At 36.1% G+C, this 25,753-nt stretch carries 25 protein-coding genes; 7 read left to right on the top strand and 18 right to left on the bottom strand.

Annotation, left to right across the window (positions count from 1 at the left end; translation table 11 throughout):
- The first annotated feature begins 132 nt into the window (after positions 1-132).
- Positions 133-657, top strand: coding sequence for a gamma carbonic anhydrase family protein (locus tag ACFOOI_RS20660; protein WP_379839994.1), 525 nt, complete (start codon positions 133-135; stop codon positions 655-657).
- Here the strand turns inward: ACFOOI_RS20660 and ACFOOI_RS20665 are convergent, their stop codons facing one another.
- The 5 genes from ACFOOI_RS20665 to glgP form a co-directional block, all read right to left on the bottom strand.
- Complete coding sequence (locus ACFOOI_RS20665; RefSeq protein ID WP_379839995.1) at positions 658-1,311, bottom strand: carboxypeptidase-like regulatory domain-containing protein; 654 nt, start codon at positions 1,309-1,311, stop codon at positions 658-660.
- A gap of 56 nt (positions 1,312-1,367) precedes the next feature.
- Complete coding sequence (locus tag ACFOOI_RS20670) at positions 1,368-2,210, bottom strand: phosphatidate cytidylyltransferase (protein WP_379839996.1); 843 nt, start codon at positions 2,208-2,210, stop codon at positions 1,368-1,370.
- Complete coding sequence (locus ACFOOI_RS20675) at positions 2,191-2,412, bottom strand: hypothetical protein (protein ID WP_379839997.1); 222 nt, start codon at positions 2,410-2,412, stop codon at positions 2,191-2,193. The genes ACFOOI_RS20670 and ACFOOI_RS20675 overlap by 20 nt, the downstream gene beginning before the upstream one ends.
- Positions 2,409-2,999, bottom strand: coding sequence for a gliding motility lipoprotein GldD (gldD, locus tag ACFOOI_RS20680; RefSeq protein ID WP_379839998.1), 591 nt, complete (start codon positions 2,997-2,999; stop codon positions 2,409-2,411). The genes ACFOOI_RS20675 and gldD overlap by 4 nt, the downstream gene beginning before the upstream one ends.
- A 170-nt stretch (positions 3,000-3,169) precedes the next feature.
- Positions 3,170-4,783: an alpha-glucan family phosphorylase gene (gene glgP, locus ACFOOI_RS20685; protein ID WP_379839999.1), complete on the bottom strand. Its 1,614-nt coding sequence runs from the start codon at positions 4,781-4,783 to the stop codon at positions 3,170-3,172.
- Positions 4,784-4,923: 140 nt separating this feature from the next.
- Here glgP and ACFOOI_RS20690 point away from each other — a divergent pair, with 140 nt between their 5' ends.
- Positions 4,924-6,798 (top strand): ABC-F family ATP-binding cassette domain-containing protein, encoded by a 1,875-nt coding sequence (locus tag ACFOOI_RS20690; RefSeq protein ID WP_379840000.1) that lies wholly within the window; start codon positions 4,924-4,926, stop codon positions 6,796-6,798.
- 46 nt (positions 6,799-6,844) lie between these two features.
- On the opposite strand, the gene aroC is transcribed toward ACFOOI_RS20690, so the two are convergent.
- Complete coding sequence (aroC, locus tag ACFOOI_RS20695) at positions 6,845-7,921, bottom strand: chorismate synthase (RefSeq protein WP_379840001.1); 1,077 nt, start codon at positions 7,919-7,921, stop codon at positions 6,845-6,847.
- A complete protein-coding gene (locus ACFOOI_RS20700) occupies positions 7,921-9,246 on the bottom strand; it encodes a hypothetical protein (protein ID WP_379840002.1) in 1,326 nt (441 codons plus the stop codon). Before ACFOOI_RS20700 ends, aroC begins: the two co-directional genes overlap by 1 nt.
- Before the next feature lie 146 nt (positions 9,247-9,392).
- Between ACFOOI_RS20700 and ACFOOI_RS20705 the strand changes: the two genes are divergently transcribed.
- Positions 9,393-10,313 carry a WD40/YVTN/BNR-like repeat-containing protein gene (locus tag ACFOOI_RS20705; protein WP_379840003.1) on the top strand — a complete coding sequence of 307 codons (921 nt, stop codon included), beginning with the start codon at positions 9,393-9,395 and terminating at the stop codon, positions 10,311-10,313.
- Positions 10,314-10,356: 43 nt separating this feature from the next.
- Here ACFOOI_RS20705 and ACFOOI_RS20710 read toward each other — a convergent pair whose 3' ends face one another.
- The 10 genes from ACFOOI_RS20710 to ACFOOI_RS20755 form a co-directional block, all read right to left on the bottom strand.
- Positions 10,357-10,932 (bottom strand): adenylate kinase, encoded by a 576-nt coding sequence (locus tag ACFOOI_RS20710; RefSeq protein WP_379840004.1) that lies wholly within the window; start codon positions 10,930-10,932, stop codon positions 10,357-10,359.
- Positions 10,933-11,046: 114 nt separating this feature from the next.
- A complete protein-coding gene (locus tag ACFOOI_RS20715; RefSeq protein WP_379840005.1) occupies positions 11,047-12,726 on the bottom strand; it encodes a hypothetical protein in 1,680 nt (559 codons plus the stop codon).
- Between the two features lie 195 nt (positions 12,727-12,921).
- Positions 12,922-13,818, bottom strand: a complete 897-nt coding sequence (locus tag ACFOOI_RS20720) for a PstS family phosphate ABC transporter substrate-binding protein (protein WP_379840006.1) — start codon at positions 13,816-13,818, stop codon at positions 12,922-12,924.
- A gap of 132 nt (positions 13,819-13,950) precedes the next feature.
- Positions 13,951-14,754: an energy transducer TonB gene (locus ACFOOI_RS20725; RefSeq protein WP_379840007.1), complete on the bottom strand. Its 804-nt coding sequence runs from the start codon at positions 14,752-14,754 to the stop codon at positions 13,951-13,953.
- A 342-nt stretch (positions 14,755-15,096) separates the two neighbouring features.
- On the bottom strand, positions 15,097-15,312 hold the full coding sequence (locus tag ACFOOI_RS20730) for a hypothetical protein (protein WP_379840008.1): 216 nt from the start codon (positions 15,310-15,312) through the stop codon (positions 15,097-15,099).
- A complete protein-coding gene (locus tag ACFOOI_RS20735) occupies positions 15,312-16,142 on the bottom strand; it encodes an energy transducer TonB (RefSeq protein ID WP_379840009.1) in 831 nt (276 codons plus the stop codon). Before ACFOOI_RS20735 ends, ACFOOI_RS20730 begins: the two co-directional genes overlap by 1 nt.
- A gap of 23 nt (positions 16,143-16,165) precedes the next feature.
- Positions 16,166-16,720 carry an ExbD/TolR family protein gene (locus ACFOOI_RS20740; protein ID WP_379840010.1) on the bottom strand — a complete coding sequence of 185 codons (555 nt, stop codon included), beginning with the start codon at positions 16,718-16,720 and terminating at the stop codon, positions 16,166-16,168.
- A gap of 24 nt (positions 16,721-16,744) precedes the next feature.
- A complete protein-coding gene (locus tag ACFOOI_RS20745; protein WP_379840011.1) occupies positions 16,745-17,332 on the bottom strand; it encodes an ExbD/TolR family protein in 588 nt (195 codons plus the stop codon).
- A 43-nt stretch (positions 17,333-17,375) separates the two neighbouring features.
- Positions 17,376-18,194: a MotA/TolQ/ExbB proton channel family protein gene (locus ACFOOI_RS20750; protein ID WP_379840012.1), complete on the bottom strand. Its 819-nt coding sequence runs from the start codon at positions 18,192-18,194 to the stop codon at positions 17,376-17,378.
- A gap of 322 nt (positions 18,195-18,516) precedes the next feature.
- Entirely contained in the window at positions 18,517-20,100 is a 1,584-nt protein-coding gene (locus tag ACFOOI_RS20755; protein ID WP_379840013.1) for a M28 family peptidase, read from the bottom strand.
- Between the two features lie 99 nt (positions 20,101-20,199).
- On the opposite strand from ACFOOI_RS20755, the gene gcvP reads away from it, so the two are divergent.
- Genes gcvP through ACFOOI_RS20775 form a run of 4 tightly spaced genes read left to right on the top strand, consistent with a single transcriptional unit; the run spans position 20,200 to position 25,155 of the window.
- Complete coding sequence (gene gcvP / locus ACFOOI_RS20760) at positions 20,200-23,070, top strand: aminomethyl-transferring glycine dehydrogenase (protein ID WP_379840014.1); 2,871 nt, start codon at positions 20,200-20,202, stop codon at positions 23,068-23,070.
- Positions 23,071-23,112: 42 nt separating this feature from the next.
- Entirely contained in the window at positions 23,113-24,087 is a 975-nt protein-coding gene (locus tag ACFOOI_RS20765) for an aminodeoxychorismate synthase component I (protein WP_379840015.1), read from the top strand.
- Positions 24,071-24,697, top strand: coding sequence for an aminotransferase class IV (locus ACFOOI_RS20770; protein WP_379840016.1), 627 nt, complete (start codon positions 24,071-24,073; stop codon positions 24,695-24,697). Before ACFOOI_RS20765 ends, ACFOOI_RS20770 begins: the two co-directional genes overlap by 17 nt.
- Positions 24,685-25,155 carry a hypothetical protein gene (locus tag ACFOOI_RS20775; RefSeq protein ID WP_379840017.1) on the top strand — a complete coding sequence of 157 codons (471 nt, stop codon included), beginning with the start codon at positions 24,685-24,687 and terminating at the stop codon, positions 25,153-25,155. Before ACFOOI_RS20770 ends, ACFOOI_RS20775 begins: the two co-directional genes overlap by 13 nt.
- On the opposite strand, the gene ACFOOI_RS20780 is transcribed toward ACFOOI_RS20775, so the two are convergent.
- Positions 25,156-25,626: a nuclear transport factor 2 family protein gene (locus tag ACFOOI_RS20780; protein ID WP_379840018.1), complete on the bottom strand. Its 471-nt coding sequence runs from the start codon at positions 25,624-25,626 to the stop codon at positions 25,156-25,158.
- Positions 25,627-25,753 lie beyond the last annotated feature (127 nt).

Consider the following 25,753-nt stretch of genomic DNA (forward strand, 5'->3'; position numbering starts at 1 on the left):
ATGGTAAGAAGCTATGCAATTGCTTTTTTTGATTTTGTGAACAAAATATTTTTTTGTTCGAGGGTAAATATTTGATTTTAGGCTAATTTGCAAATGTTTACATTTATAATATACTTTTTTTGAGAAAATACTATGGCTTTAATATTACCAGTTTTAGAAAAATCTCCTGTTTATGGCGAAAATTGTTGGTTTGCACCTAATGCCACTTTGGTCGGGAATATTACCATGGGTGACGATTGCACAGTTTGGTTTAATGCCGTGGTTAGAGGAGATGTAAACGCCATAGAAATGGGCAATAAAGTAAATATTCAAGACGGTGCTGTGATACATTGTACTTATCAAAAAACAAAAACAATTATTGGGGATTCTGTCAGCATAGCTCACAATGCTATTGTGCATGGGTGTGTGATAGAAGACGAAGTGCTAATTGGTATGGGTGCTATTGTGATGGATGGGGCCGTGATAGGCAAAAACTCTATAATAGGTGCAGGAGCTGTAGTGACCCAAAATACTAAGGTGCCTCCTGGAACAGTTTGGGTCGGCAATCCAGCAAAACAAATAAAAGAAGTTACTCCCGAGCTTGGAGAAGTTTTTTTGAGAACAGCAAACAATTATATTAAATATGCGGAATGGTTTAAAGAACCCAAAGCGGAATGATTAATTTCCCCCTGCTCTAAATATATTGTCTCTCGAACCTTTTTCGGTGGGTACGTAGGTGCCTTTTTTCCAACTTTTATCTGTAAACGAACCATTTTTCACAGACTTGATAAAACTAGACCAAGCCGCTATGTTGGTCAGCGGATTCATGGTGGTTTGTTTCTGTGCCTGCAAATGCATCAATTGCTGGTCCATGGAGTATCTATAATTTCCCATACTTCCCATTGCCTGATTAGCTGCGGCCATTTTTATATTTTCTGAGCTGTAGTTTTTCTCCAATATATCTCGCTCTTTTTGATCGGGCAATTCCATCTCTAAAAAGGCAGTTTTAAACTCTTCTTCGGTTCTAAAAGGATATACTTTTACCTCTTTTAGTAGTTTTGCGTCCATGCTTAATTCTACTACTGCAGAATAGTTTAATCCCACTGATTTAGGAATAATGTGAAATTGTTTTTTGAAACCCAAATATGAAAACAAGATAGAATCTCCGGGAAATACATCTAAAATGAAATATCCCCTCCCGTTTGTAAACACACCTCTGCCTGCTTTGTCATTGATTACATAAGCACCTGCTAAAGGTTCGTCATTGGTACCGTCTATTACAAAGCCAGAGAACGTAATGTATTTTTTTTCACCTTGGGCAAATGAATCCAAACTTTGCCCCATTAAAAATAGACAAAAAATAACGGTAAAATATCTTATTAAAAGTTTCAAAACAGTCCGTGATATAATTTTAAAAAAGTAACAATAAAGGGCATAGAAAGTAAAAGACCGTCAAATCTGTCTAAAAAACCACCGTGGCCAGGAATTATACTTCCCGAATCTTTGATGGCAATGCTTCTCTTAAATAATGATTCTACAAGGTCACCTAGGGTTCCTGTAATAACAATTATTAAGGCAATTGCGATCCAATGGTTTAAAGTTAGAGTTTCTGTAATCTTAGAAAATAAAAACGCTGCAATCAAAGCGAATATTGCACCCCCAAAAAAGCCCTCCCATGTTTTTTTTGGAGAAACTCTTTCAAATAATTTTCTTTTTCCTAAAAACCTCCCAGAAAAATAAGCACCCGAATCATTTACCCATAAAATTATCAATATTCCGAATGCCAAATAGGGGTTAAAACCCCCTTTGTCCATTACGCTTTCTATCAATAAAGCAAAAGGCAAAATTACATATATGATGCCTAGAAAGGTATATCCGAGGTTTTCAAATGGTTTTACGTCATTCTTTTTATATAACTTAATAAAGAACGTTAATGTTAGCATTGGCACTATCCAATAGTAATTATCAAAGTCAATTTTTTCGGTTTCTATAAAAAAAGTCAATGTTAATATTACGGCCCCACAAACTGTTCCGTATATAGTTAGTGGAAAATTTCCATTGAGGCCCAATAGTTTGTAAAATTCATAAATAGTAAGTACGCCGATGGTTGTGTATAAAATCCAAAATGAATATGGACTAAAAATAGTACAATACACGATCAGGGGGGCACCTATTAATGCCGCCACTATTCTTTGAGTTAAGTTTGAGCGGTCAGTCAGTTTCTTTATCATCTAGGACGAAATTATCTATGGTGATTTTTGCTATTTCTACTTGGTCTTTGTTTACGAGCAACTCCGCATAGCCCAAAAATGGATACAAATGGTCTATTTTGTCTATTACTATGCTTTCTATTCCTTTTTCAGCTAATTCGTTTTTTAAAACATTAGCTCTGAAAATATTTTTTCCTTTATATACCGAAGTCCAGTTGCTCATTTTTTCCAATTTAAGGTTTTCAAAATATGAATACAGTCTTTTTTTATATAATTAACTATGGGAGTTAGGGAGTCGTTTAGCGTAGCCTTGTTGAGGTACATGGCTCCACGAAGGTAATTTTGAGTTGTATCTGTGATATAAAATTGCAAATGACTCGGTACTTCTCCCTCTAATTCCATAACAACGGCCTTCTTACCATTTGGTAGTGACACTATTTGCTCGGTTTGAGAGGTAGCTCTAACTTGGTGCTTAGATGCCAATTTATACGCATCAGCCACATGGGCATCTAGTTTTTTCAGGTCGCCGTTTAGGGGTTTGTATGTAAACTGAATTTTTGCATTGAGCGTAGGGTAGTTTACTATTATCCAATAGGGCTCTGCATTTGTTGATTTGTCTGGCATTATTTCGGCCAACTTAGAATACTCAAATGTATACGGATAATTCCCTTCCAAAGTCTGATATTGTGCTACGGGTATGTCTATTCTGTTGTATCCTTTCGGTTTTGGTACATATCCAGAACCACTTTTAGATGAACAGGCCGTAAAAAGGAATGCAGTAAGTATAATAAAATATATTCTTGATTTCATATTGTCCGATAAGGCTGATTACAAATATAGCGTATTTTATGAAATGAATGTTTCACTTATCATGCCAATTTGGATTTTAGGGGTTTTGGTTAAAAAAGCATAGTAAATTCTCTGGAAATTATATCAAATATAGTGACTGAGAATAGAAATGGATAAATTTTGCATTATTTCTAATTATACATCTTTTGGTAATATTCTTCCGCCATCCGGTTTGAATCAAAGAACGGCACGATGTCATTCATCGATTGCAATACTTTTTTATTCCATTTCTCTTTTTGTTCATAATACATTGGCAAAATTTCAAATTCTAGCTTGTCCAATATGTTTTTCATATCTGCTTGGTCTCTCGCCAAGTCGTTTTGAGATTTTGTTATTGGGCTTATAAAACTATTTGACTCGTTGGCGAATTCACAAATCCACCCATCAAAGGTAGATAAATTTAAAGCTCCGTTCATAGCGGCGGTCATGCCTGAGGTACCCGAGGCTTCTCTTGTAACCACCGGATTGTTAAGCCAAATGTCTGCTCCGTCTTTTAATTTTTTAGAAAGAGCTAGCTCATAACCAGTTAGTATGGCCATGTTCGGGTGTAAATAGCTTAAGTTATGTAAAGCATTAAAGGTGTCGATTGCACCTTGATCAAAAGGATAAGGTTTTCCTGCCCATATGATTTGTAAAGGATACTTTGAGTTGTTTAATATTCTATTAAAGCGTTCTATGTCTCTAGTAATAAGGTCAGGGCGTTTGTATCCGGCAAATCTTCTCGCCCAAACTATGGTTAAAACTTCAGGGTCAAACAGTTTGCCAACTTGGTCGGCTACTTCTTTAAATAATATAGTTTTTAGGGCTTTTTTTCTGGAATTAATGGTTACGGAGTCTTTATTTAACCGTGCAGCTTCTAATGCATGATCTACCCAATATGCTTTGTTTTGAGCGTTGGTAATATGTGTTATTTGGCAAATTTTAGAATATTTACTCCACATTTTTCTACTAACCTCACCGTGTAGTTTTGAAACCGCATTGGCTTTTTTAGCCACATGCAGTGCTGCTAATGAATGGTTGAAAACATTGCCTTCTACCAAGCCCACCGATATAACTTCAGGCAAGGTTAATTCACCAAAAAAACCGAGGTTCAGCAAGAAGTTTAGCTCATGCTTTTCATTACCTGCCTCTTCAGGTGTGTGGGTTGTGAAAACTATTTTTTTTCTGAGTTCTTCTAAGTTTTTATTTTTTTTATACAGGTAAAAAGCCGCCGAAACTGCATGAGCTTCATTGAAATGATATACTTCTGGTTCTTTATTATTTATTTCCAAAAACTTTGCACCGCCTATTCCCAATAACATGCATTGAGCTACTTTTATAGTGGCTTCTTTGTCGTATAAATGGTACGAAATGGAGCGGGCCCAAGCGTCATTGCCATCGGTATCGGTAGTTAGGAAATAAATAGGAGCGGTGTTAAATACCTGTGAGGGAAGCAAATAAACGGCTACCCAAACCTGTTTCTTATCTATTTCTATTTGAAATCTAACTGTGGTGTCTTCCAAAAAACTATACATGTGTTCCCTAAACATCACCTCGTGGCTGTTGTCAGCTTTTCGGGTTTGATCGTAATAGCCGTATTTCCACAATATGCCAACCCCAATTAGGTTTTGATTAAGAGCATTGGCACTTCGCATGTGTGAGCCGGCCAAATATCCTAAGCCACCCGAATAGGTTTTTAAAGCTTGGTCGATTCCAAATTCCATCGAAAAGTAAGCAACTGAAGTAGAGAAGTCTTGAGCAGACATTAAAAAGATTAGTTTTTTGGTGAAAAGTAGCTGCAATATAAGTTTTAATAAAGTAGCTCGAAAATCTAATTGAGAAAGAAATTTTTAATCTGGCTTATAAGACCGTATCTATTTCACTCAGGTTTGTTGTAAATTGCAACATGAATTATTTATCAGCAGAAAACTTAGGTAGAAACCTAGGTGAAAGATGGCTTTTTAAGAACTTGTCTTTCGGGATTCTTCAAGGCGAAAAAGTAGCCTTAATAGGAACAAATGGATGTGGGAAGTCATCATTGATGGACGTGGTAGCAGGTTTAGTAAAACCCGATGAAGGTGTTTTGAGTGTTAGAAAAGAAATTAGGGTAGGGTATTTAAACCAAAATCCTGATTTTTCGAGAACACAAACTGTTTTAGAAACCATTTTTGCGTCTGACAATGAAGTTACTTCTGCCATAAAAAACTACGAGAAAGCCGTAGAAACAGATGACCTTGAGGGTATTTTGAAATATACAGACGAAATCACACATTTAGATGCCTGGGATTTTGAATCAAAGGTTAAAGTGATTTTAGGGAAGTTAGGAATCCACGATTTTGAAAAACTAATGGGAGAGCTCTCAGGAGGGCAGCAGAAACGTGTATCATTAGCTCGTGTCCTAATCGATGACCCTGATTTGTTGATTCTCGATGAGCCTACCAATCACCTTGACCTTGCCACTATTGAATGGTTGGAGAGTTACCTTTCTTCAAGTAATACTACGTTGTTTTTGGTTACTCACGATCGATATTTCCTTGATAAAGTATGTAACCGTATAATGGAATTGGTAGATTCAAAAATCTATCGTTATGTAGGTAACTATGCATATTTTTTAGAGAAAAAAGCAGAGCGAGCTGAAATAGAAGCCGTTACGCTTGAAAAAGACAAGAGTTTGCTTAAGAAAGAACTGGAATGGATGCGTAGGCAGCCAAAAGCTAGAACCCATAAAGCCACGTATAGAGAAAACGCTTTTTACGATTTAAAAGAACGTACCTCTAACCAAAAGAAAGAAGAAAAGCTTGAACTTTCGATGAAATCGGAGCGTATTGGTAATAAAATTATCGAAATCCAACATGTCTCTAAGTCTTATAATGATAAAATGCTCATCAAAGAGTTTGATTATACATTTAAGAAAGGAGATAGAATCGGTATAGTTGGTAAAAACGGAATGGGTAAATCAACTTTGCTTGGCTTAATAAATGGCGAAATCAAGCCCGATATAGGTAAAGTAGTAAAAGGTGATACCATTAAAATTGGGTATTACAAACAAGACGGTTTGGTTTTTAACCCAGACGAAAAAGTAATAGAAAACGTAAGAGAAGTTGCCGAATTTATTAAAATGGCAGATGGGAGAGAAATCAGCATATCAGCTTTTTTAACGTTGTTTTTATTTCCTCCAGCAACCCAGTATAGCCCAATAGCTAAACTTTCGGGTGGTGAGAAACGCAGGCTACAGCTTTTGAAGGTTTTGGTAGAAAATCCCAATTTCTTAATTCTCGATGAGCCTACCAATGATTTAGACATAGCAACACTAAATGTTTTAGAAGATTTCTTAATGAGTTATGGTGGGTGTTTGCTTGTGGTTTCTCACGATAGATATTTCTTAGATAGAATCGTGGATCATACGTTTGCCTTTGAAGGGGATGGCGTAATCAAAGATTTTCCTGGAAACTACACAGATTATAGACTTTGGGTAGATGAGCAAGCTTCAGCAAACAAAAAGACCAAAGGTCAAAAAGAAGCTGTGGTAGAGCCTGAGGTGATTATAGAAACACCAAAAGAGGCGAAAAGAAAGCTTAGCTTCAAAGAGTTGAAAGAGTTTGAAATATTAGAAAAAGAAGTGGCAGAACTTGAGGCTAAGAAGGTTAAGTTAACCGAACAGCTTTCGAGCGGAGATACTGCTTTTGACGAGATTGCCGAAATTTCTAAAAAACTAGAAGATATAATTGCAGACCTTGAAATGAAAGAACTTAGATGGCTAGAATTGAGTGAGTTTGTTTAAAAACAAAAATAGTTATTATGAAAAAGGGAGGCGTCGCCTCCCTTTTTTATTTATTTGTTCTTGCTCTAAGCATAAAGTCTACAAGCACTAAAGCCGACATAGCATCTACAATAGGTACCGCTCGAGGTAACACACAAGGGTCGTGTCTTCCCTTGCCCGATACCGTAACTTTCTCACCTGCTTCGTTTACGCTGTCTTGGTCTTTCATGATGGTGGCTACGGGTTTAAATGCCACTTTGAAGTATATATCTTCTCCGTTTGATATTCCGCCCTGTATTCCACCCGAATTATTAGTTTTTGTTTTTACCACACCGTTTTCGTCTATAAAGAAATCGTCGTTATGTGCGGAGCCTCTCATTTTTACACCTTCAAATCCGCTTCCATATTCAAATCCTTTCACAGCATTTATACTTAACATTGATTTCCCAAGTTCAGCATGCAGTCTGTCAAAAACTGGCTCTCCCCAGCCTGCAGGTACATTTTTTAGTACTCCCGTTATTATACCGCCTATAGAGTCACCTTGTTTTCTGACTTCGTCTATGTAATTAAACATTTTATCTGCCATTTCAGCATCAGGGCACCTAACGGCATTACTGTCTATCAAGTTCAGATCTAAGTCTTGATATTTTTTTTCTAAAGTCATTTCACCCACCTGAGAAACATACGAATATATTTCAACGCCCAAACTCTTTAAAACAAGTTTGGCCACGGCACCTGCCGCTACTCGGGCTGCGGTTTCACGAGCAGACGACCTTCCGCCGCCTCTGTAGTCTCTAACTCCATATTTCACATGGTAGGTAAAGTCTGCATGAGAAGGTCTAAATTTGTCGGCAATATGGCCGTAATCTTTACTTCTTTGGTCTTCGTTAAATATCACCAGGGCGATAGGTGTGCCGGTGGTAAAATCTTCAAAAACTCCCGAAAGCACCTCGAAGCTATCCGCTTCTTTCCTTTGGGTGGTTATTCTCGATTGTCCTGGCTTTCTTCTGTCAAGTTCGTTTTGGATAAATTCTGAATCAAATTTTACTCCAGCCGGACATCCGTCTATTACTACACCCACAGCACGTCCGTGTGATTCTCCGAAAGTAGATATTTTAAATATTTTTCCGTAAGTACTACTCATTAATTTCTTTTTTTGAGGATATATAAAAACAAAACAAACAATACCACAACAAGGATATTGCCGAGGTTTTTCGAAATTTTCTTCAAATTTACCGTCTTTTTGTCTGTTTTTAAATTTTCTATGTTATAATAAATATCGTTTACTACTTTATTTTGTGTTTTGAGAGATTCTCCTAACACCTTTACTTGTTTTTTTGCAAAAAGTGTATCGTAGTTTTTTTTGGTGGTATTAAAATAAATCAAACTAAAATAGGGTCCTAAAGAAAAACTTCCAGTGTCTTTGGGTACTATTTTGTAATTAAAGTCTTTTACACCGCTCACTGCACCTTTGTTTTGATTCGCCTTTATGTTATTCAAGAAAAAATCAAACTGATTGGTATTTGAAACCTCTCCTAAGTTTACGGTACTAAAATTCCCTTCGCCTATAACTCGAATGTTGTATTCAAATGAGTTACCAGTGTATTGGTCTTGATTTTTAAGTTTTTCTTCAATTCTAAAAACGCCTACCGGAAGTTTTTCTTTGAGTGGGTGAGGAGGAAGCTCTTTTACTTTTATGGTTTTACTTCTTGATGTCAATTGTTCGGCTTCCCATTCTCCATTTTTTAGTTTTTTCATTACCAACTTTAGCTCAGGGAGTTTTAGGTCCGTATTATTTAAGGGATAAAAAACGGTTTCGAAAAGCTTATAATACGTATAAGGAGAACCATTTATAGATAACTCTTTTCCTAGGATGTTCGAAATCTGCAATCTGCTTTCTAAACAATCTTTTGGTTTTATTTTCTTAGCGAATTCTTCAACTTGATTTCCTAAATCTTCTGAAAACTGCCAATCTGCGGTTGTGTTTTTTGACAAATAAAAGCCTAAACTTACTTTTATGCCTTCCCCAACATATACTTCTTGTTTGTTTGTTTCTAGCAAAAACTCAGCTTTTTCAACTTCTTTGATTATGTCATTTCCAACCTTTATTTTTTTCTGTTCTACTTTTAGTTCTTTTTGATTTACTAAAATCTCGAAAGCATAAATAGTGAATACCCCGTTTTTTTCGGGTTTATAAAGTTGTGTAATTTGATGTTGGGGTATCCTTTTACCATCTACTCTAATTTTGCTATGCTTAATTTGTCGAGTAGTTTTTTTGAAACCGTTTATTACGGGAAACTCACCTACATCATATTTGTCTGTATTCTGTATTTGTACGACTATTTCAAGGTCATCATCAATTGATTTTAGGTCATCCGAAATAGTGATCTTTACTTGACCATTTTGTGAAAATGCAAGTATTGACGCCGAAAGGAGTAATATGAGTAAAAAGCTTATTTTTTTAAACATCCTGCAAAAATACTAATCCTTATGCATTTTTTCTTTATTTTCGAATAATGATTTACCATCCAATTCGAATGAAAATATCTATTACTTTCTGTTTGCTTTTTTCTTTTAAAATTCTTTTTGCTCAAAATCTTATAAGCTCAAGCCAATTGCCAAATAAAGCTTCTATTCGAGCCTTACAAGCATTGTCTTCCCAAGAAATTTGGTTATCCGGTAGCAAAGGTTCTATTTATAGATCTTTAGATGGAGGGCTTTCTTTTCAAAATCTTTGTCCGGAAGCTTATGCCGCGTATGATTTTAGAGGCATCTACGTTTTTAATTCAAAAAAAATAATAGCTATGAGTGCCGGTTTGGCAGAAGAGGGCAAAGCATTTTTGTTAGTTTCAACTGATAGTGGCATAACCTGGCAAAAAACTTTTTACTTATCTGACAAAGGCGTTTTCTTTGATTCTATAAAATTCATTAATGCTAAAGAAGGTTTTGTTTTGGGTGATGCTATTGATGCTAAACCATTTCTTTTAAAAACTAAAGATGGTGGTAAAACCTGGAATAGAATTGATGATTTACCTGACATTTTAAAAGGAGAAGCATCTTTTGCGGCAAGTAATTCATGTATTTCCACCTATAAAAAATGTGTTTGGTTTAATACCCAAAACAGGGTTTTTATTTCAAAAAACAAGGGTAAGTCTTGGGAAGTAAGAGATACGCCATTTGAAAGTGGGAGTAGTGTTGGTATTTTTGGCACTCATTTTTTTAATGACAAAGATGGTGTGGCAGTTGGAGGTGATTATTTACCATCTGAAAATCAAAATTTGTTAATTTCTACCACTACAGATGGTGGTAGAACTTGGACAGAAAACTACAAAGGGCTGGGGCTTATTGAGTCAGTAGACCGCGTTTTCGAGGGTGAGTTAATCCTCGCAAGTTTACAAGGGTTGTTAGTTTTTAGAAATAATCAAATTACGAGTCTAAGTAAAATACCCCTTCATGTTATTGATTGTGTTTCCAATAAGTGTTTCGTTTCTGGCGGAAATGGGCATGTAGCGGTGTATGACTTTATAAAAAAATAGCCTCAGAGTTATCTAAGGCTATTTTCTAATATCTAAAGGTAGTTTATGCCATGCTAGTGTCGATGGCGTTACTTATGTTTTCAAAAATATCGTTAATCTTACCGATTCCGTTAATTTTCACAACCTTATCTTGGTTTTGATAATAAGGTAAAACGTGAATAGTCTTTGAGAAATACTCGTCTATTCGCTTAATCAGCTTAGAAGCGTCGTCATCTGCTCTTCCGCTTATTTTTTGTCTCTCTGCAATCCTTTCAGTTATTACTTCTTGATTTACATCTAGTTGTAATACTAAATCTATCTTATAGCCTTTACCTTTTAAAAACGCATCTAATGCTTCTGCTTGAGGTACCGTCCTAGGAAAACCATCAAATATGAATCCTTTAGCATCTGGATTTCGACTAACTTCATCTTCCAGCATTTCTATAGTTACCGAATCAGGTACCAATAAGCCATCTGCTAAAATTTGTTTGACTTTTTGACCAAGTTCAGTATCATTCGAAATGTGCATTCTAAACATATCTCCTGTTGAAATATGTGCTAGTTGGTATTTCTCAATTATTTTTTCGGATTGAGTTCCTTTTCCGGCACCTGGAGGGCCAAAAATCACAAGATTAAACATATTGATTTAAAGTAGGTTTACATTGAGGCAAATATAGAGCAGAAAGTTTAGTTTTAAAACAAAAAATAAAGCCCGATTGAAAATCGGGCTTTATTTAAATCAATTATCTTAAAATTAAGGTGTTTCCTTTATTAAACCTGCACTTGTTTTTATTGCTAATAACTGTGCTTTGGCTTTTTCGTTTTCAGGATCAAATTTCAATAATTCTTCAATTAAAGCAATCGCCTTGTTTACGTCTTTATTTATTAAAAACTCTTTACCTGCAAGATATGTATATGCTTCAGATACGTTTCTGTTGTTTTTCTTTTCAGCTTTAGCTGCATCATCTAAAAGAGAAAGGTATTTCTCATATATAGGAGCTACAGAGTAATTTGCTGAGAAGGTTGAATCTCCAGAATTTTTGTACGTTTTAACTCTAGCACTTAAAGCATAGCCGTCTGGCCATAATCCTTTGTACTCAGCCAATGCTTTGTCTATATACTCATCTGCTTTATTCCAATTTTGAGCAGCACTGTAATATGTTCCTACTGTAGCATAGTCTGCTGCGTTCGCATCTTTTTTAGCAAGTGTTGCTTTCTCAGAGTATTTTGCTGCATTAGCATAGTCTCTACGAGCTACAAATGTCGAGAATAGATCTTGGTAGTAGTTGAAAGTAGTATCTCCTAACTGAACCGCTTTTTCGATATTTAAAATACCTAGTGAGTCAGTCATCTTTTTAGCATCACCTTCACCTGGCATAATCATGTATGATCTGCCAATGTATCCATAGTCTAATGCTGGGTTTTCGTCAGCTGGTACTTTCTCGATGAATTTCCTTAATTCAGTAATTGCCTCCTCAGGTTTTTTCTCTTCAAAGTTTATGATACCCTGCATACGGTATACGTATGGGTCAGAGCTACATGCTTTTATTTCTTCTACCATTTTCTTTACGCTATCAAAATCTTTTGCCACGAAAGCAAGTTTAGCGTAACGAAGTTTAGCTTTACAATCTCCATCTGAATTGTCAAGGTATTTTCTAGCCGCTTTTGCAGACTCGCCATATTTACCCATTGTTTGTAAAAACGAACTTTGATATTTATAAATTGGAGCGTGAGTTGGGTCAGCTGCAATTCCTTTATCTATTACTTCACTAGCTTCTTTATAGTTACGGCCTTGTAACCATACTCGTGCCATTTTCTCATAGATTTTACCTAGTTTGCTTCCGCCAATTCTTTCTGCATTTTGAAGAGCGTTCATCGCATCTCCTCCTTCGTTTTTAATAAGGTAAGCATCCGATTTTGCCATGTAATACTCAGGATTATCTTTTACTTTAGATTTTTCTAAAGCTAAATCGATATTCATTATTGCCTCTGCAGGGTCAGTAGCATTAGGGAACATAGTATAAGCCTCACCAATTCTAAAAAGTACATCTGTATTTTTAGATTTAGTTGATTTTTTTACTTCATCAAAGATAGCCTTAGCTCCAGCGAAGTCTTTGTTGGCTAATTTAACCATACCTAAACCTACTTGGCAAAGTGCATCTCCTCTTTTTTCAGTAGCGTCACCAGCTTGAAAAGCTTCCTCAGCTAATTTCAAACTTTGAGGTGTAACTCCTTCTGGACTCTTTAAGATCGAATAACCTTTGTAAAATAGAGTCGTAGCGTTTGGACTAGTTTCTGCCAAATGATTAAAAGCTTTTGTGGCAGCAGTGTATCTTTCAGCATCAAGGTGCTTTATTGCCTCTTCAATGGTTTGGGCCTTTGTAGTAAATGATATTAGGCCTGTTATTCCTAATATCAAGGCAAAATTTTTCATCTTTTTCATCATTTTCTCTCTACAAGTAATAAGGTTATACGTTTGAATTGATTTAATTAAAAGGTGCAATTTAACTGTTTTTGTTTGATTGAAAAAGTCAATTCTTCAATAATATTTTGCACTTTACCATTAGACGCAGCTCTTTGCTTGAAGATTACTAACAAAATGTTAACAATTCTAAAGCCCTCCAACTAATTATTCACCAATGGGCTTGGTGTTCAATATAAATTCCTTCGGAATAATATAGAAAGGTACTAGTTCCATTTTTTCTGTGACTAACTGGCCTATTTTCGAACAACTAAACCTGATAAAACCATTTTCTACTCCCCAATCTTTTTTCATACTGTGTAAGAAAATAAATCTTTCTAAAGGGTAGTTTCTGGCTTTTAAGTTTTTAAATGTCGGTTTATAAGCATTACTGTCTTTATTAACGGCCACACCCAGAACCTTAATTCGGTTTTTACGGTCCATTGATGCCTTGTCATTTACATCACTTATCCAGTTATAACCAATAAAGCCAATAAGATTTGGGTTTTTCTCTACGCTTTCTATCACATTTAAATTTCCATCGGCAGAAAAAATATTGTCAGTATTAATTTCTTTGATGTTTAGCTTATCCATTAAAATGCTCAAATTACTTGAGTTTGCTCTATCAAAAACTAATTTCTTCTTCGAGTTTTTGTCAGTTAAGTAGGTTTTGATTTGCTCAAGGGTTAGTGTGCTATCGCTTGAGTTTTTGTTTACGATTAATACCACAGCGTCTATTGCCATTCTAGTCTCAATGTATCTGATTTCTCTTGACTTTAAAACTTTCATTTCATTTTCATTAAAAGCTCTAGTGGTTACCGCTATGGTTACAGAATCCTTAAACAAATCATTAATAGCTTTTTGCTCTGAGGTATAGGTTGGGATAAATTTAGCTTTCGGATAATGTGTTATATAAGCCGCTATTTGAGCCTCCATTATAGGCTTTAAAGATTCGTCTACTGCGATGTTTACTGTTCCTTCATATATTGAAGGTTCGCTTTGAGTTGAGGTGTTACATGCCGCAACACTAATTAGGGTAAAAAGGTATATGATGTATTTTGTCATTTTTTTTATATTTATAAGGATTTAACCTAATCAATATATTTTTGGTTCAACTCAATTAACGCTTCTGTGATAATAATCACCCAACACATTTAGGTGAAATTTGGCGAATTTTTAGTGTTGGGTGAAGTGCTTTTATTCTAATTTAAATAGTATTGGTAGCGAGTAATAAACCTTAACTGCTTTGCCGTTTTGTTTGCCTGGATTCCATTTGGACATTTTCTTTATTACTCTATACGATTCCTCATCGCATCCAAAGCCTATGCCTTTTAGGAGCTTTAAGTTTGAAATAGTCCCATCTTCATTTACCACGAAGTTCACCACCACTCTGCCACTTGTGTTCGATTTTTGAGCAGCTGAAGGATAGTTAATATTCGCGTTTAAAAATTTATACAGTTCTGTTAGCCCACCCGGAAAATCAGGCATTTGTTCTACTGCCGTAAAAGGCTTGTCGTCCATCGGTTGGTCAATGTTAATGATTTTGGTTTCGATTGGGGCAGGGGGTATTGCAAAAACGGATGTCACCTCTTCACCTTTAATCGTTTTGTCCGAAATTATCGCTTTCTCCATTTCTTCGGGTCCAGGAGGTGGGGTTTCGTTTATAACGGACTCATCTATTTTGGCCTCTGGGGGCAAAAACTTGATTTGATTCTGAGGCTCAGGCTCTTCAAGTTTTGCTGGTGGGGGTGTTATTATCTCTTTTGGCTTTTCTGGTGTTTTTGGTTCAGGTGTTAAGTCAATTGTTGTCCCTTCGTCAATATCTAAAGCTTTTACTTTTCCATATTTTAAATAAGTAAACGCTCCACCAAATAACAGTATGAATATACCCAAGCCTGTAAGTAAGGCTTTTTTTAAGTATAAAGAATACTCCTCACGTAGTTTGTAAGCCCCGTATTCTTTATTACGGTTTTCGAAAATGATTTCATTTAATGCTCCCATTTTAGTATAAGTTTAAATTGTTTATTCAAGGCGATGCCATTAAAGCGATGCCTTTTGTTTTATAAATAAGGAGTCCCGGGAAACTTTACTAAACTTAAAACTAATTTTTTAGTTATCAAAATATTTTAAACTAAATTTTTAGTTAATGTAAATATTTATAATTTCAAGAAGGCTTGAGTTAGTCTTACAGGTATTTAAACTAAATGTATTTCGAAAAGGAGATTATTATTCTGAGATAAAAAGAAGTAATGTCAGGTAGTTCTTTGAAAACTAAGGAATGGGAGTGGATAGCGTTTTTGGTTGTTGCTTTTGTGGATGAAAAGGATAAAAAAAAGGAATGTCTTACGACACTCCTTTTTTTATTATTTGGATGGCTCTGTAAACTCTAAATAAACCATAGGCTATCAGAATTATTCCTAAGATCCATGCTATTTCGCTGTCAAGCTTTGTTAGAAACCACTCTAGTTTGATTACATAGAAACCGCATACTGCGTATACGATTCCAATTGCGAGCATTAGAGCATCCCTAAGTTTGCTTATTAGAGTTTCAAAATCCATTAGTCTAATTTGTATACTACAGGCATGTTATAAAATACCCTTACGTTTTTACCATTTTGACGACCTGGATTCCATTTTGGCATTGATTTGATGACTCTGATCGCTTCTTCGTCACAACCAAATCCGATACCTTTTAGAACCTCTACTTTACCAATTGAACCGTCTTTCTCTACAACGAACTTAACAAATACTCTACCCGATACGTTGGCTCTTTGAGCGGCAGCTGGATATTTGATGTTTTGTCCAAGGTATTTGTACATCTCTGAAGTTCCGCCCGGAAACTCTGGGTTTTGCTCCACGGCTGTAAAGATTTCCTCTTCTTTTGGTTTTTCGATAGCCACTATTTTAACTTCCTCTGGTGGGGGAGGTGGAATAAATGCATCCACTACTTCTACACCTTTTACAGTTTTATTAGATATTACCGCCTTTTCGATTTTCTCTGCAGGTGGTGGTGGCTCCTCTATTACTACCTCTTCATCCTTTTTAGGCTCAGGAGGTAAGAATTTAATTTGTGCTACCTCTGGTGGTGGTTCCACTGGTGGTGGCGGTGGTGGTGGCGGCAAGTCAGGAAGTTCCTCAGGTGGAGCTTCTTGAATTTTCGACAAATCAATCTCTACTTCCGTCAAATTGTCTTTTGGAAGATTTGGAAGTATATAATTTTGATATGTATAAGCACCACCAAAAAGAAGTAAAAAGATACTTCCACCTATAAGTAGAGCTCTGTTTATGTAGCTCTTATAGTTTTTCCTTAGATAGTATGCACCGTATTCTTTGTTACGGTTCTCAAATACCATGTCATCTAAGGTCACTTTTTCTGGTTTGTTACTCATGATAATAATGTTTAACCTTAGTTTTAATTTCCTCCTTTCGGAGTTTTTATTTTTTCTTCATAAGCTGCAATTTCTTGCGGCTGAAGATCTACGATTGCATAAAGTCTATTACCAGTTATTTCCATTTCATCCAAAATATCTACTGTGTTTTTGAAAGTAGCTTTGTCTGTTGGTTTTATAATGATCGTAAACTTTGAAGAATCAAGTGCTGCCAATTTCTTAGCGTTAATGTCCGCTCTGATTCCAGTTGCTGAGTAATCTGTTTCTTTTAAATCAGCTGCTGTTACATCGCTTACACCTTTTTGATACCAGAAAATTCTGTCATCTTCTCCCATTACAATTGAAATGGTATTTGATTCTTTTATTTCACTGGTTTCTTGCTCCTTTTTATCGTCGTCTTTTTCGGGCATGTTTAGCTTCATCATGTTAGGCTTGCTAAACGTGGTGGTAAACATAAAGAAGGTAATAAGAAGGAAGCCCAAATCCACCATGGGTGTCATATCTGGTTTTCCGCCGCCTTTTTTCGACCTTACTTTTCCGCCTTTACCACCGCTGTCCTTTTCTTGTATTTCTGCCATTGCTTAGTTTTTGGTTAGGGGCGATTACTCACCTTTGGTAATAAGTTTAAACTTGTAAAGTTTTGCTTTACCCAACTCATCAAACAGAATTTTCACGGCAGGGTAGTTAGTTTTAACGTCACCTCTAATAGCCAAGCTTCCCGAAGGATTTGACTCCATATAAGTTTTTACCCACTCTACTAATTCTGTATTAACTGAATCACAAGGGATTCCTTTTACTTTAACTCTTTCTCTATCTCCTGGGCTTAGGCCTAGGTAAGATTTAAGTCCATCTTTAGATACACCAATCTCGGCAATTTTCGAGAATTCGTTCATTTCACCAGTTGAAAGGCCAATGTTCTCTTTTGTGTTAAGAGCATTGATAAATGCCATTCTTTCTTGAGCGTCAGTAATACCGAAGTAGTACTGGCCTACGCCATCGATTGAAATTGTACCTATATTTTTTTCTTCAACGATAAATTTCGATACCGAAGAAGGAGTTTGGATGGTTACTGTCTCTTGACTCTTGAACTGTGTAGTCATGATAAAGAAAGTAAGTAACAAGAACGCCACATCACACATGGCGGTCATATCCATCGCCGGTCCGTGTCTTTTTGGTTTTACTGCTGCCATCTATTTTCTAAAGTTTTAAGATTAACGATTGAATACATAGGAATTAGTTATGAGATGCAAAATTTTGCTGAAGGCTCATACCAATTTCGTCAATTTTGTATGTTAGCGTATCGATAGATGCAGTAAAGTAGTTGTATACCATGATGGCGATAGCTGAAGTACCAATACCAAGACCTGTGTTAATTAGGGCCTCAGCAATACCTTTTGCAAGAGCAGATGCATCTGGAGCACCACCACCTTCACCTAGTGCAAAGAATGATTTGATCATACCAAGTACAGTTCCAAGTAGGGCTACTAACGTAGATACCGAAGCTAATGTAGAAAGGATAGTAAGGTTTTTCTCAAGCATTGGAAGCTCTAATGAAGTTGCCTCTTCGATTTCTTTCTGTAAAGCAGCAAGTTTTTGCTCTTTGTTCAAAGCCGAATCTCCTTGTAGTTGAGAATATTTCTCTAATGCAGTTCTAGTTACATTACCTACAGTTCCTTTTTGTTTTTCACACTCTTTCATTGCATCAGCAATGTTGTTTTGATCTAAAAGTGTTCTGATTTTTTTAACAAAACCATCAAGATCTCCCGATCCACTTGCTTTTCCTAGCGTGATAAAACGCTCAATAGAAAAAACTAATACTGTCAACATAAACGTGATCAAGAATGGTACAATGATACCTCCTGAGTAAATGATACCCAAAAAGTTTTTAGGTTGGTGCATTGTTTCAGGATCTTCAAAGTTGCTTGGTTGACCTAGAATAAATTGATAAATACAAAATGCTACTACCATGATAATTGGAATAACAATTGCAGGATTTACTCCTGTCGATTTTTTTGCCGCCTTAGCTGCAGGTGCTTTAGTCTTTTTTTCCATTTGATTAGAAAATTTTTAGGGTTTTTGAAAAATGATTAAATTTTAGTAAATTTTTGAATTAAATCAAGATTTTAGAAACAATGTTAATTTTTTTTACATCAATTCTATGGCAATTCTAATTAAAAACATTTAAAGTTAAAATTATTTCAAGCATATTTTTCTGAAAAATAATCCACCTAAGACACCATAAAAAGGGTTTTATCTATGTTATGTCAGCTTTTTCTTTGGGTGAAGGGCTTAAAATGAATAACTTATTGCTTTTGTTCTTCTTTTTGTCATTAAAAGCAAATTATAATTTGCCTTTACTTAAAATTGAAATTTTTTATTGCTTATTACTATCTACGACTATTTTTTTAGTTCTGTTACCTAAATCCCAAATTGTATAAAATATAACTTTTACAATTTTGTTGTACTTTGGGAACATAATTTTTTCAACATCATCGGTTGGTTTATGGTAATCTTCGTGTACGCCGGTAAAGTAGAAAACAACAGGTATATTATTTTTTGCAAAATTGTAATGGTCTGAACGGTAATAAAATCTGTTAGGATCTTTCGGGTCATTAAACTCATAATCCAACTCTAAGTTCATCGATTTCTTGTTTGCTTCTTCGCTTATTTGGTGTAATTCTGAAGACAATTTGTCTGATCCAATCACATAAACATAGTTTTCATTATTCGCGTGTTTTTTGTCTATTCGGCCAATCATGTCGATGTTTATGTCGCACATAATTTTATTTAATGGAACAATTGGGTCCACATCCGTAAAATACCGAGAACCCAAAAGTCCTTTTTCTTCGCCAGTGACTAATAAAAACAAAATGCTTCTTTTTGGTCCGTTCCCATCTGCTTTGGCTTTTGCAAAAGCTTCAGCTAATTCTAATACCGCTGTGGTGCCCGAGCCGTCATCATCTGCACCGTTGTATATCTGGCCTTTGTCATCTATGCCTACATGGTCATAATGTGCCGAAACCACTATTACTTCATCTTTTTGGTCGGTTCCTTCCATGAAACCCATGATATTTGAAGTTTCTACGAGATCTTCGCCACGTTCTGATTTTATTTTTATAGAAGTTTTCTTTTTAGACTTCAAGGTTTTTAAAGAAAGCGACTCTTTGTATTTAGTCAGGTTTTTAAGTTTGGTGTCAAGCATTTGAACCGCCATTTCCTCTGATATAACAAACGTAGGCATAGGGGTAGCCTCATTTCCTTTCTCAGATTGCTTTAGAGCCATTCTATTAAATCTCGACAAAACGGCTTTTCTTTCTGCCCCTAAAGTTTTAAACTTTTCGGCTTCTGCTGCTGAGACTTCAAAAACAAAAGACGCACCCATCAATTCTGCAATTTTTGCTTTTTGCTTAGTTCCGTTTGTGCCTGTCCAGTCAGAAGCGGTAAGTTTCAGCTTATTGGTAGGGTCATTTGGGCTTCCTTCTAAAAATATTACGGCTTTGTCTTTTACTTTTAAACCTTTGTAATCATTGTAGTTTTCGTTTTTTATTCCATAACCTACAAAAACAGTCTCAATGGCTTTTTCTTCGGGTATATTTACCAAACCAACCGGGTAGTAATCTTTAAAAAAAACCTTCTTTTTGCCATTAATAATCACATAAGATTCTTTCCACCCTGATTTGTAAAGGTTGAAATATTGCTGATAACCCAATGAACCGTCTTTTTGAGGGGCTATTGGCTTTAGGTCAAGTGCTTTGAAATGGCTTTCAATGTACTGTCCCACTTTTTTTTGACCCTTAGAGCCCGTGTCTCTACCTTCCATTTCGTCTGAAGAAATGTAGGTGAGGTGGCGTTTGAGGTCGTCTTCTTTTAGTGTTTCTGCATATTTTTCTACTTGGGCTTGTGAGTTAAAGCCGTTGAGGACCAATAGTGCAAAAACCGAGAGGCTTAGTTGTTTCATAAAAATTAGTTTGTTTTAACAAATTAGCTTAAAACATTTTGTTTTAACAAGTGATTATAATTCGTATTTTTGCAACTCATTTGAAATCAACGAAACTGAATGAAAGTTAATCTTACTACTAATGAAAAGTTTGAGCAGAGACACCACGGTAAAAGCTCACAAGAAATTTCGGATATGTGTGCTACAATCGGTGTAGAAAGCATAGACCAATTAATCGACGAAACTGTTCCTGCCAATATTAGACTAGACGCTCCGCTTTTATTGCCGTTGGCTTTGAGTGAAACTGAGCTTTTGGCTAAAATGAAAGCAATGGGGCAGCAAAATAAATCCTATAAGACCTTTATCGGTACAGGATATTATGACACGGTTGTTCCCAATGTGATCCTTAGAAACATTTTGGAAAATCCGGCTTGGTATACGGCTTATACGCCTTATCAAGCTGAAATAGCTCAAGGAAGACTCGAAATGCTTCTAAATTTCCAAACTATTGTGATTGACCTTACAGGAATGGAAATAGCTAATGCTTCGCTTTTAGACGAAGCCACTGCTGCAGCTGAAGCTATGTCTATGTTTTTTAGCATCAGAAAAGGAGCGAAGAAAAACGCTAACGTGTTTTTCGTTTCGGAGCTTTGTCATCCACAAGTTATTGATGTAATCAAAGGAAGAGCAAATCCGCTTGAGATAGAAGTGGTGGTGGGCGATCATGCTACTTTTGATTTTGTGAATACACCAGTTTTTGGTGCTATGGTTCAGAATCCAAATACATTGGGTGAAATAATCGATTTCTCGGATTTAGCAGAAACTTTACATGCAAATGACATTAAGCTGTGTATCGGAGTAGATTTACTTTCTCTTACCTTATATAAAACGCCAGCCTCTATGGGTGCTGACGTTGTTATCGGTACATCACAAAGATTGGGTGTGCCTATGGGCTTTGGTGGTCCTCATGCTGCGTTTTTTGCAACTAAAGATGAGTTTAAAAGACAGATTCCAGGAAGGATCATCGGTCAGTCGATTGATGCTGAAGGTAATAGAGCACTAAGGATGGCTTTGCAAACCAGAGAACAGCACATAAGAAGAGAGAAGGCAACTTCAAATATATGTACGGCCCAGGTTTTACTTTCGGTAATGTCGGCAGCATATTGTATATATCACGGACCAGAAGGTTTAAAGCAAATAGCCACCAAAATAAACGGCTTAACGCAATATTTTGCAAATGCTATTCAAGGTCTTGATTTTAGAGTTTTGACCCAAAATTATTTTGATACCATAACTTTAGATGTTTTAGATAACACTAAAATTAAAGAAATAGCAGAGGCTAAAGGTGTTAATTTAAGATATCATGGCACTGAAGACGTAAGTATTTCTTTTGACCAAACTAAAACTCTAGAAGATGTAGGTCTCTTATTAGAGATTTTTGCTGAAGCAAGGGGAGAGGATTTGGTAATGAATCTTAAACATGAAGTTGAGGTAGAAATAAATCCAGAATTAAAAAGGGTAAGTTCGTTTATGGAGCATGCTGTTTTTAATAGTTATCATACTGAGCACGAGATGCTTCGTTATTTGAAGTCATTAGAAAGTAAGGATCTGTCGTTGGTTCATTCTATGATTTCCTTAGGAAGCTGCACCATGAAATTAAACGCTACGGCTGAAATGATTCCAGTTACGTGGCCTGAGTTTGGTGCTTTGCATCCGTTTGCTCCAGCAAGTCAGATAAAAGGATACGCCCAAATGTTTGAAGACTTAGAGCTGTGGCTTTCTGAAATCACGGGTTTTGATCAAGTGTCTTTACAACCTAACTCAGGTGCACAAGGTGAGCTTGCAGGTTTGATGGTTATCAAAGCATATCACGACAACAATGGCGATACGCACAGAAATATAGCACTTATTCCTTCGTCAGCCCACGGTACCAATCCTGCTTCTGCTGTTATGGCCGGTATGAAAGTGGTAGTAGTAAAATGTGACGAAAGAGGAAATATAGATGTGGCTGACTTAAAAGCTAAAGCTGAGTTGCACGTAAATGACTTATCTTGTTTAATGGTTACGTATCCGTCTACCCACGGAGTTTTCGAAGAAACCATCATCGAGATTTGTGATATCATTCATGCCAATGGCGGTAGAGTGTATATGGATGGAGCAAATATGAATGCCCAAGTAGGCTTAACTTCTCCTGGTAAAATCGGAGCTGACGTGTGTCACCTTAACTTACACAAGACTTTCTGTATCCCTCACGGAGGCGGTGGCCCTGGTATGGGACCAATCGGAGTAGTGAAAGACCTTGCACCATTTTTGCCTGGTAATGCTGTGGTGAAAACCGGGGGAGAACAAGCCATTCACGGTATTTCGGCTGCACCATGGGGCAGTGCGAGTATATTGCCAATTTCGTATGCATACATAGCTATGATGGGAACTGAAGGACTAGAAAATGCAACTAAACTTGCGATTTTTAACGCCAACTACATCAAAGCAAGATTAGAGAAGCACTTCAATATATTATATACGGGTAAAACTGGAAGATGTGCACACGAAATGATTGTGGATTGCCGTCCGTTTAAAATGTCTGCGGGAGTAGAGGTAGAAGACATAGCAAAACGTTTGATGGATTATGGATTTCATGCTCCTACGGTTTCATTCCCAGTGGCGGGTACGCTTATGATAGAGCCAACCGAGTCTGAGTCAAAAGCAGAATTAGATAAGTTTTGTGATGCTCTGATAGCAATTAGAGAAGAAATAACAGAAATAGAAAATGGTATTTATCCGAAAGAAGACAACGTATTGGTAAATGCACCGCATACTATGCGAGTAGTGTTAACTGACAGTTGGGAGAAACCATACAGCAGAGAAAAAGCAGCGTTTCCTTTTGAAGGATTGAAATTTAATAAGTTTTGGCCATCGGTGAGTAGAATTGACTCAGCCTTTGGCGACCGTAACCTAATATGTGCTTGCGAGCCTGTTGAGGCTTACACTTAAACCAAACTTTGGATGTTGGATAAGATTTCTGCAAAAAATAAAATGAACAAATTAGGACAACTTGCTTGTCCTTTTTTGTTTTTTATGGATTACAAAACCGAGCAGTGTTACGTATCCGAACTTTCGAATATCAAAGAGGAAGACATTCGATTTCAGGTAAAGGATGCATATATTCAATTACAAAATTTCGCGGAAAAAGAATTAATTGTAAAATCTGCGATTATTCCGCATCCCGTGGATTTTGAAATCTACAAATCTGCATTTGATCGTGTTAAAAACGAGCTTTTGTTGGGCAATAGTTTCCTGACCAACCTAACCGTCGAAACGCCGATTACTTTAAATATGGGCTTAGAAGAAGTTATTTTTCATGCAAAAGCTAAATATAAACTTTGGGTAAAAGATCAGTTTGTGTGTTTTTCTCCCGAAAGCTTTGCATCGGTAAATCCTGAGGGAGTTATTTCTTCTTTCCCAATGAAGGGAACACTCACCGCCAAAGAATTTGAGGCAGGTTCTACTGAACTATTGGCACCCAAAGAATATCACGAACACACCACCATAGTAGATTTGATACGAAATGATTTGAGTAAAATCTGCGATAAAGTATGGGTGGAGCGTTTTAGATATTTAGATTTTATAAAAAAACAAAACGGCGAAGGCTTGTATCAGGTTAGTTCTGAGGTGAGTGGGCAACTGCCAACCGATTGGAAATCAAACATGGGCGACTGGTTTATGGAATTGTTACCCGCGGGTTCTATCACAGGAGCACCCAAAGCCAAGACCGTTGAAATAATAGCCGCTGCAGAAAAAAGCACATATAAGAATGGCGAAAGAGGGTTTTATACCGGTGTTTTTGGTATTTTTGATGGAGAAAGCTTTACTTCCTCGGTTATGATTCGTTTTATTGAAAATCAAAAACAAGGCTTGGTTTACAAAAGTGGCGGCGGAATAACCCACCAAAGTGTGGCTGAAAAAGAATACCAAGAATTAATTCACAAAATATATGTCCCAGTTTTTTGAAAGTATAAAATGGCAAGACGGTGAGTTTTATTTGCTGGACTTGCATCAGAAACGGGTAGACAGAACTATGCAGAAGCACTTCCCTAATGCCGAAAAAATAGACCTAAAGTCAGTACTGAATGTGCCCAATGGCATAAAGACGGGTTTGTTTAAAGTTAAGGTAATATATGATTATGAGTTAATTAGCGTTAGTTTTGATGCCTATAAAGTTAAAAAGCATAAACAAGTAAAACTAGTAGAAAACGATACCATCAGTTATGCATTTAAGTCTACCAATAGAGCTGATTTAGAAAAACCAATGCACGGAAATGTAGATTTTGACGATGTTATTTTTGTGAAAAATGGACTTTTGAGCGATGCTTCTTACAGCAATATCGTTTTTTTTGATAATCAAAAATGGTATACGCCTATGGAATGCTTGTTTGAGGGAGTAAAAAGAAAATCACTTTTAAATAGTGGAAAAATTGAGGAAAAGAGCATTAAGGTAGATGATTTAAAGCTTTTTTCTAAAATAGCCTTTGTTAATGCCATGCGAGATTTTGAATATGTGTATGATTTTGAACTAAACGGAAATCAACTCTATCTAAAAGAATCCTCATGCGATATTTAATAATAATTTCCTTTCTGTTTTTTATTTCTTGTCAAAAGAAAGCCACACATCCGGTCATTTCTATGCCCATTGACAAATACAAACTGGTGTCGGTTTCGCCGGAACAAAACCTGAGTAAGTTTTCTAAAAAATACAAAAGAGCTAATAATTATTTTGTAATGGATTTTGATTCTGGTGAGTTTTATGGAAAATACCAAGGGACCAAATATGTAGGCAAATATGATATCAAAAAGGTTACTTCTGGTCTAACCAAAGGCTTCAATTACCAAGTTTCGTTGGTTTTTTTAAGTAAAAATGTATTGGGGCAAAATAGTAATTCGGATTCGTATTTTGATGCATTAACCAAATCTACCCGCATATTTGTATCGCCCGATAGAATAATAGACAGTCAGTATGTTTGGCTAAGAATGGGGAATGAGGAAAACTTAGAAATGTTAAAACTCTATTATTTGAGATAATTAGGGGTGTTTGGTAATGTAGTTTTCCAAAGTTTGGCTAACTGTTTTTTGAATTTTGGTTTTGAAAAATCCCGTCCAGCCCAACAAAATTCCCATAGGCCCAAACGCCTGCTTGGCCCACCTGTGAAAATCAAAAGAGTCTGTATGGGTCAAAATTTTACCGTCTTTTATGACGAATTCTGCATAGATTACATTCACTACTTTTCGGCCAGTTTTTGAGAACGTATATGTTGCCGTCCATTTTGCTTTGGGAAACGCTACGTTATCATCTGTAATTTCATAAACCATTTGCATGTCTTTGCCATTTTTTAGGAGCATTTCCCACATTTTACCAGCTTGATAACCGTTTAGGTTTTTAAAGACTTCGTCGTTAAAAGTTGCTTCTGACAGGTAACAGCCCTTCATGGTTTCACTGTCTTTTTTTTGAAAAGCAGAATAAAAGGTATCGATGAGTTCGTGAGAAAGTTTCATGACTTAAAAGTAAAAGATAGGGTATATATAATGAATTGTTAAAAATATATATTCTTTTGTGAATAAGCCAATTGTAGCTTATTTTTATTGGAAATACCTAAATCAGAAAAAGCCTAAATCCTTTATA

It is taken from the genome of Lacihabitans lacunae, from assembly GCF_042649125.1.
Taxonomy (GTDB): Bacteria; Bacteroidota; Bacteroidia; order Cytophagales; family Spirosomataceae; genus Leadbetterella; species Leadbetterella lacunae.

Excerpts from the sequence above, each read along its gene's own strand:
- ACFOOI_RS20660 (WP_379839994.1), top strand. The coding sequence starts at position 133 with ATGGCTTTAATATTACCAGTTTTAGAAAAATCTCCTGTTTATGGCGAA.
- ACFOOI_RS20670 (WP_379839996.1), bottom strand. The coding sequence starts at position 2,210 with ATGATAAAGAAACTGACTGACCGCTCAAACTTAACTCAAAGAATAGTG.
- ACFOOI_RS20675 (WP_379839997.1), bottom strand. The coding sequence starts at position 2,412 with ATGAGCAACTGGACTTCGGTATATAAAGGAAAAAATATTTTCAGAGCT.
- gldD (WP_379839998.1), bottom strand. The coding sequence starts at position 2,999 with ATGAAATCAAGAATATATTTTATTATACTTACTGCATTCCTTTTTACG.
- glgP (WP_379839999.1), bottom strand. The coding sequence starts at position 4,783 with ATGTCTGCTCAAGACTTCTCTACTTCAGTTGCTTACTTTTCGATGGAA.
- ACFOOI_RS20690 (WP_379840000.1), top strand. The coding sequence starts at position 4,924 with ATGAATTATTTATCAGCAGAAAACTTAGGTAGAAACCTAGGTGAAAGA.
- aroC (WP_379840001.1), bottom strand. The coding sequence starts at position 7,921 with ATGAGTAGTACTTACGGAAAAATATTTAAAATATCTACTTTCGGAGAA.
- ACFOOI_RS20700 (WP_379840002.1), bottom strand. The coding sequence starts at position 9,246 with ATGTTTAAAAAAATAAGCTTTTTACTCATATTACTCCTTTCGGCGTCA.
- ACFOOI_RS20710 (WP_379840004.1), bottom strand. The coding sequence starts at position 10,932 with ATGTTTAATCTTGTGATTTTTGGCCCTCCAGGTGCCGGAAAAGGAACT.
- ACFOOI_RS20715 (WP_379840005.1), bottom strand. The coding sequence starts at position 12,726 with ATGAAAAATTTTGCCTTGATATTAGGAATAACAGGCCTAATATCATTT.
- ACFOOI_RS20720 (WP_379840006.1), bottom strand. The coding sequence starts at position 13,818 with ATGACAAAATACATCATATACCTTTTTACCCTAATTAGTGTTGCGGCA.
- ACFOOI_RS20725 (WP_379840007.1), bottom strand. The coding sequence starts at position 14,754 with ATGGGAGCATTAAATGAAATCATTTTCGAAAACCGTAATAAAGAATAC.
- ACFOOI_RS20730 (WP_379840008.1), bottom strand. The coding sequence starts at position 15,312 with ATGGATTTTGAAACTCTAATAAGCAAACTTAGGGATGCTCTAATGCTC.
- ACFOOI_RS20735 (WP_379840009.1), bottom strand. The coding sequence starts at position 16,142 with ATGAGTAACAAACCAGAAAAAGTGACCTTAGATGACATGGTATTTGAG.
- ACFOOI_RS20740 (WP_379840010.1), bottom strand. The coding sequence starts at position 16,720 with ATGGCAGAAATACAAGAAAAGGACAGCGGTGGTAAAGGCGGAAAAGTA.
- ACFOOI_RS20745 (WP_379840011.1), bottom strand. The coding sequence starts at position 17,332 with ATGGCAGCAGTAAAACCAAAAAGACACGGACCGGCGATGGATATGACC.
- ACFOOI_RS20750 (WP_379840012.1), bottom strand. The coding sequence starts at position 18,194 with ATGGAAAAAAAGACTAAAGCACCTGCAGCTAAGGCGGCAAAAAAATCG.
- ACFOOI_RS20755 (WP_379840013.1), bottom strand. The coding sequence starts at position 20,100 with ATGAAACAACTAAGCCTCTCGGTTTTTGCACTATTGGTCCTCAACGGC.
- gcvP (WP_379840014.1), top strand. The coding sequence starts at position 20,200 with ATGAAAGTTAATCTTACTACTAATGAAAAGTTTGAGCAGAGACACCAC.
- ACFOOI_RS20765 (WP_379840015.1), top strand. The coding sequence starts at position 23,113 with ATGAACAAATTAGGACAACTTGCTTGTCCTTTTTTGTTTTTTATGGAT.
- ACFOOI_RS20770 (WP_379840016.1), top strand. The coding sequence starts at position 24,071 with ATGTCCCAGTTTTTTGAAAGTATAAAATGGCAAGACGGTGAGTTTTAT.
- ACFOOI_RS20775 (WP_379840017.1), top strand. The coding sequence starts at position 24,685 with ATGCGATATTTAATAATAATTTCCTTTCTGTTTTTTATTTCTTGTCAA.
- ACFOOI_RS20780 (WP_379840018.1), bottom strand. The coding sequence starts at position 25,626 with ATGAAACTTTCTCACGAACTCATCGATACCTTTTATTCTGCTTTTCAA.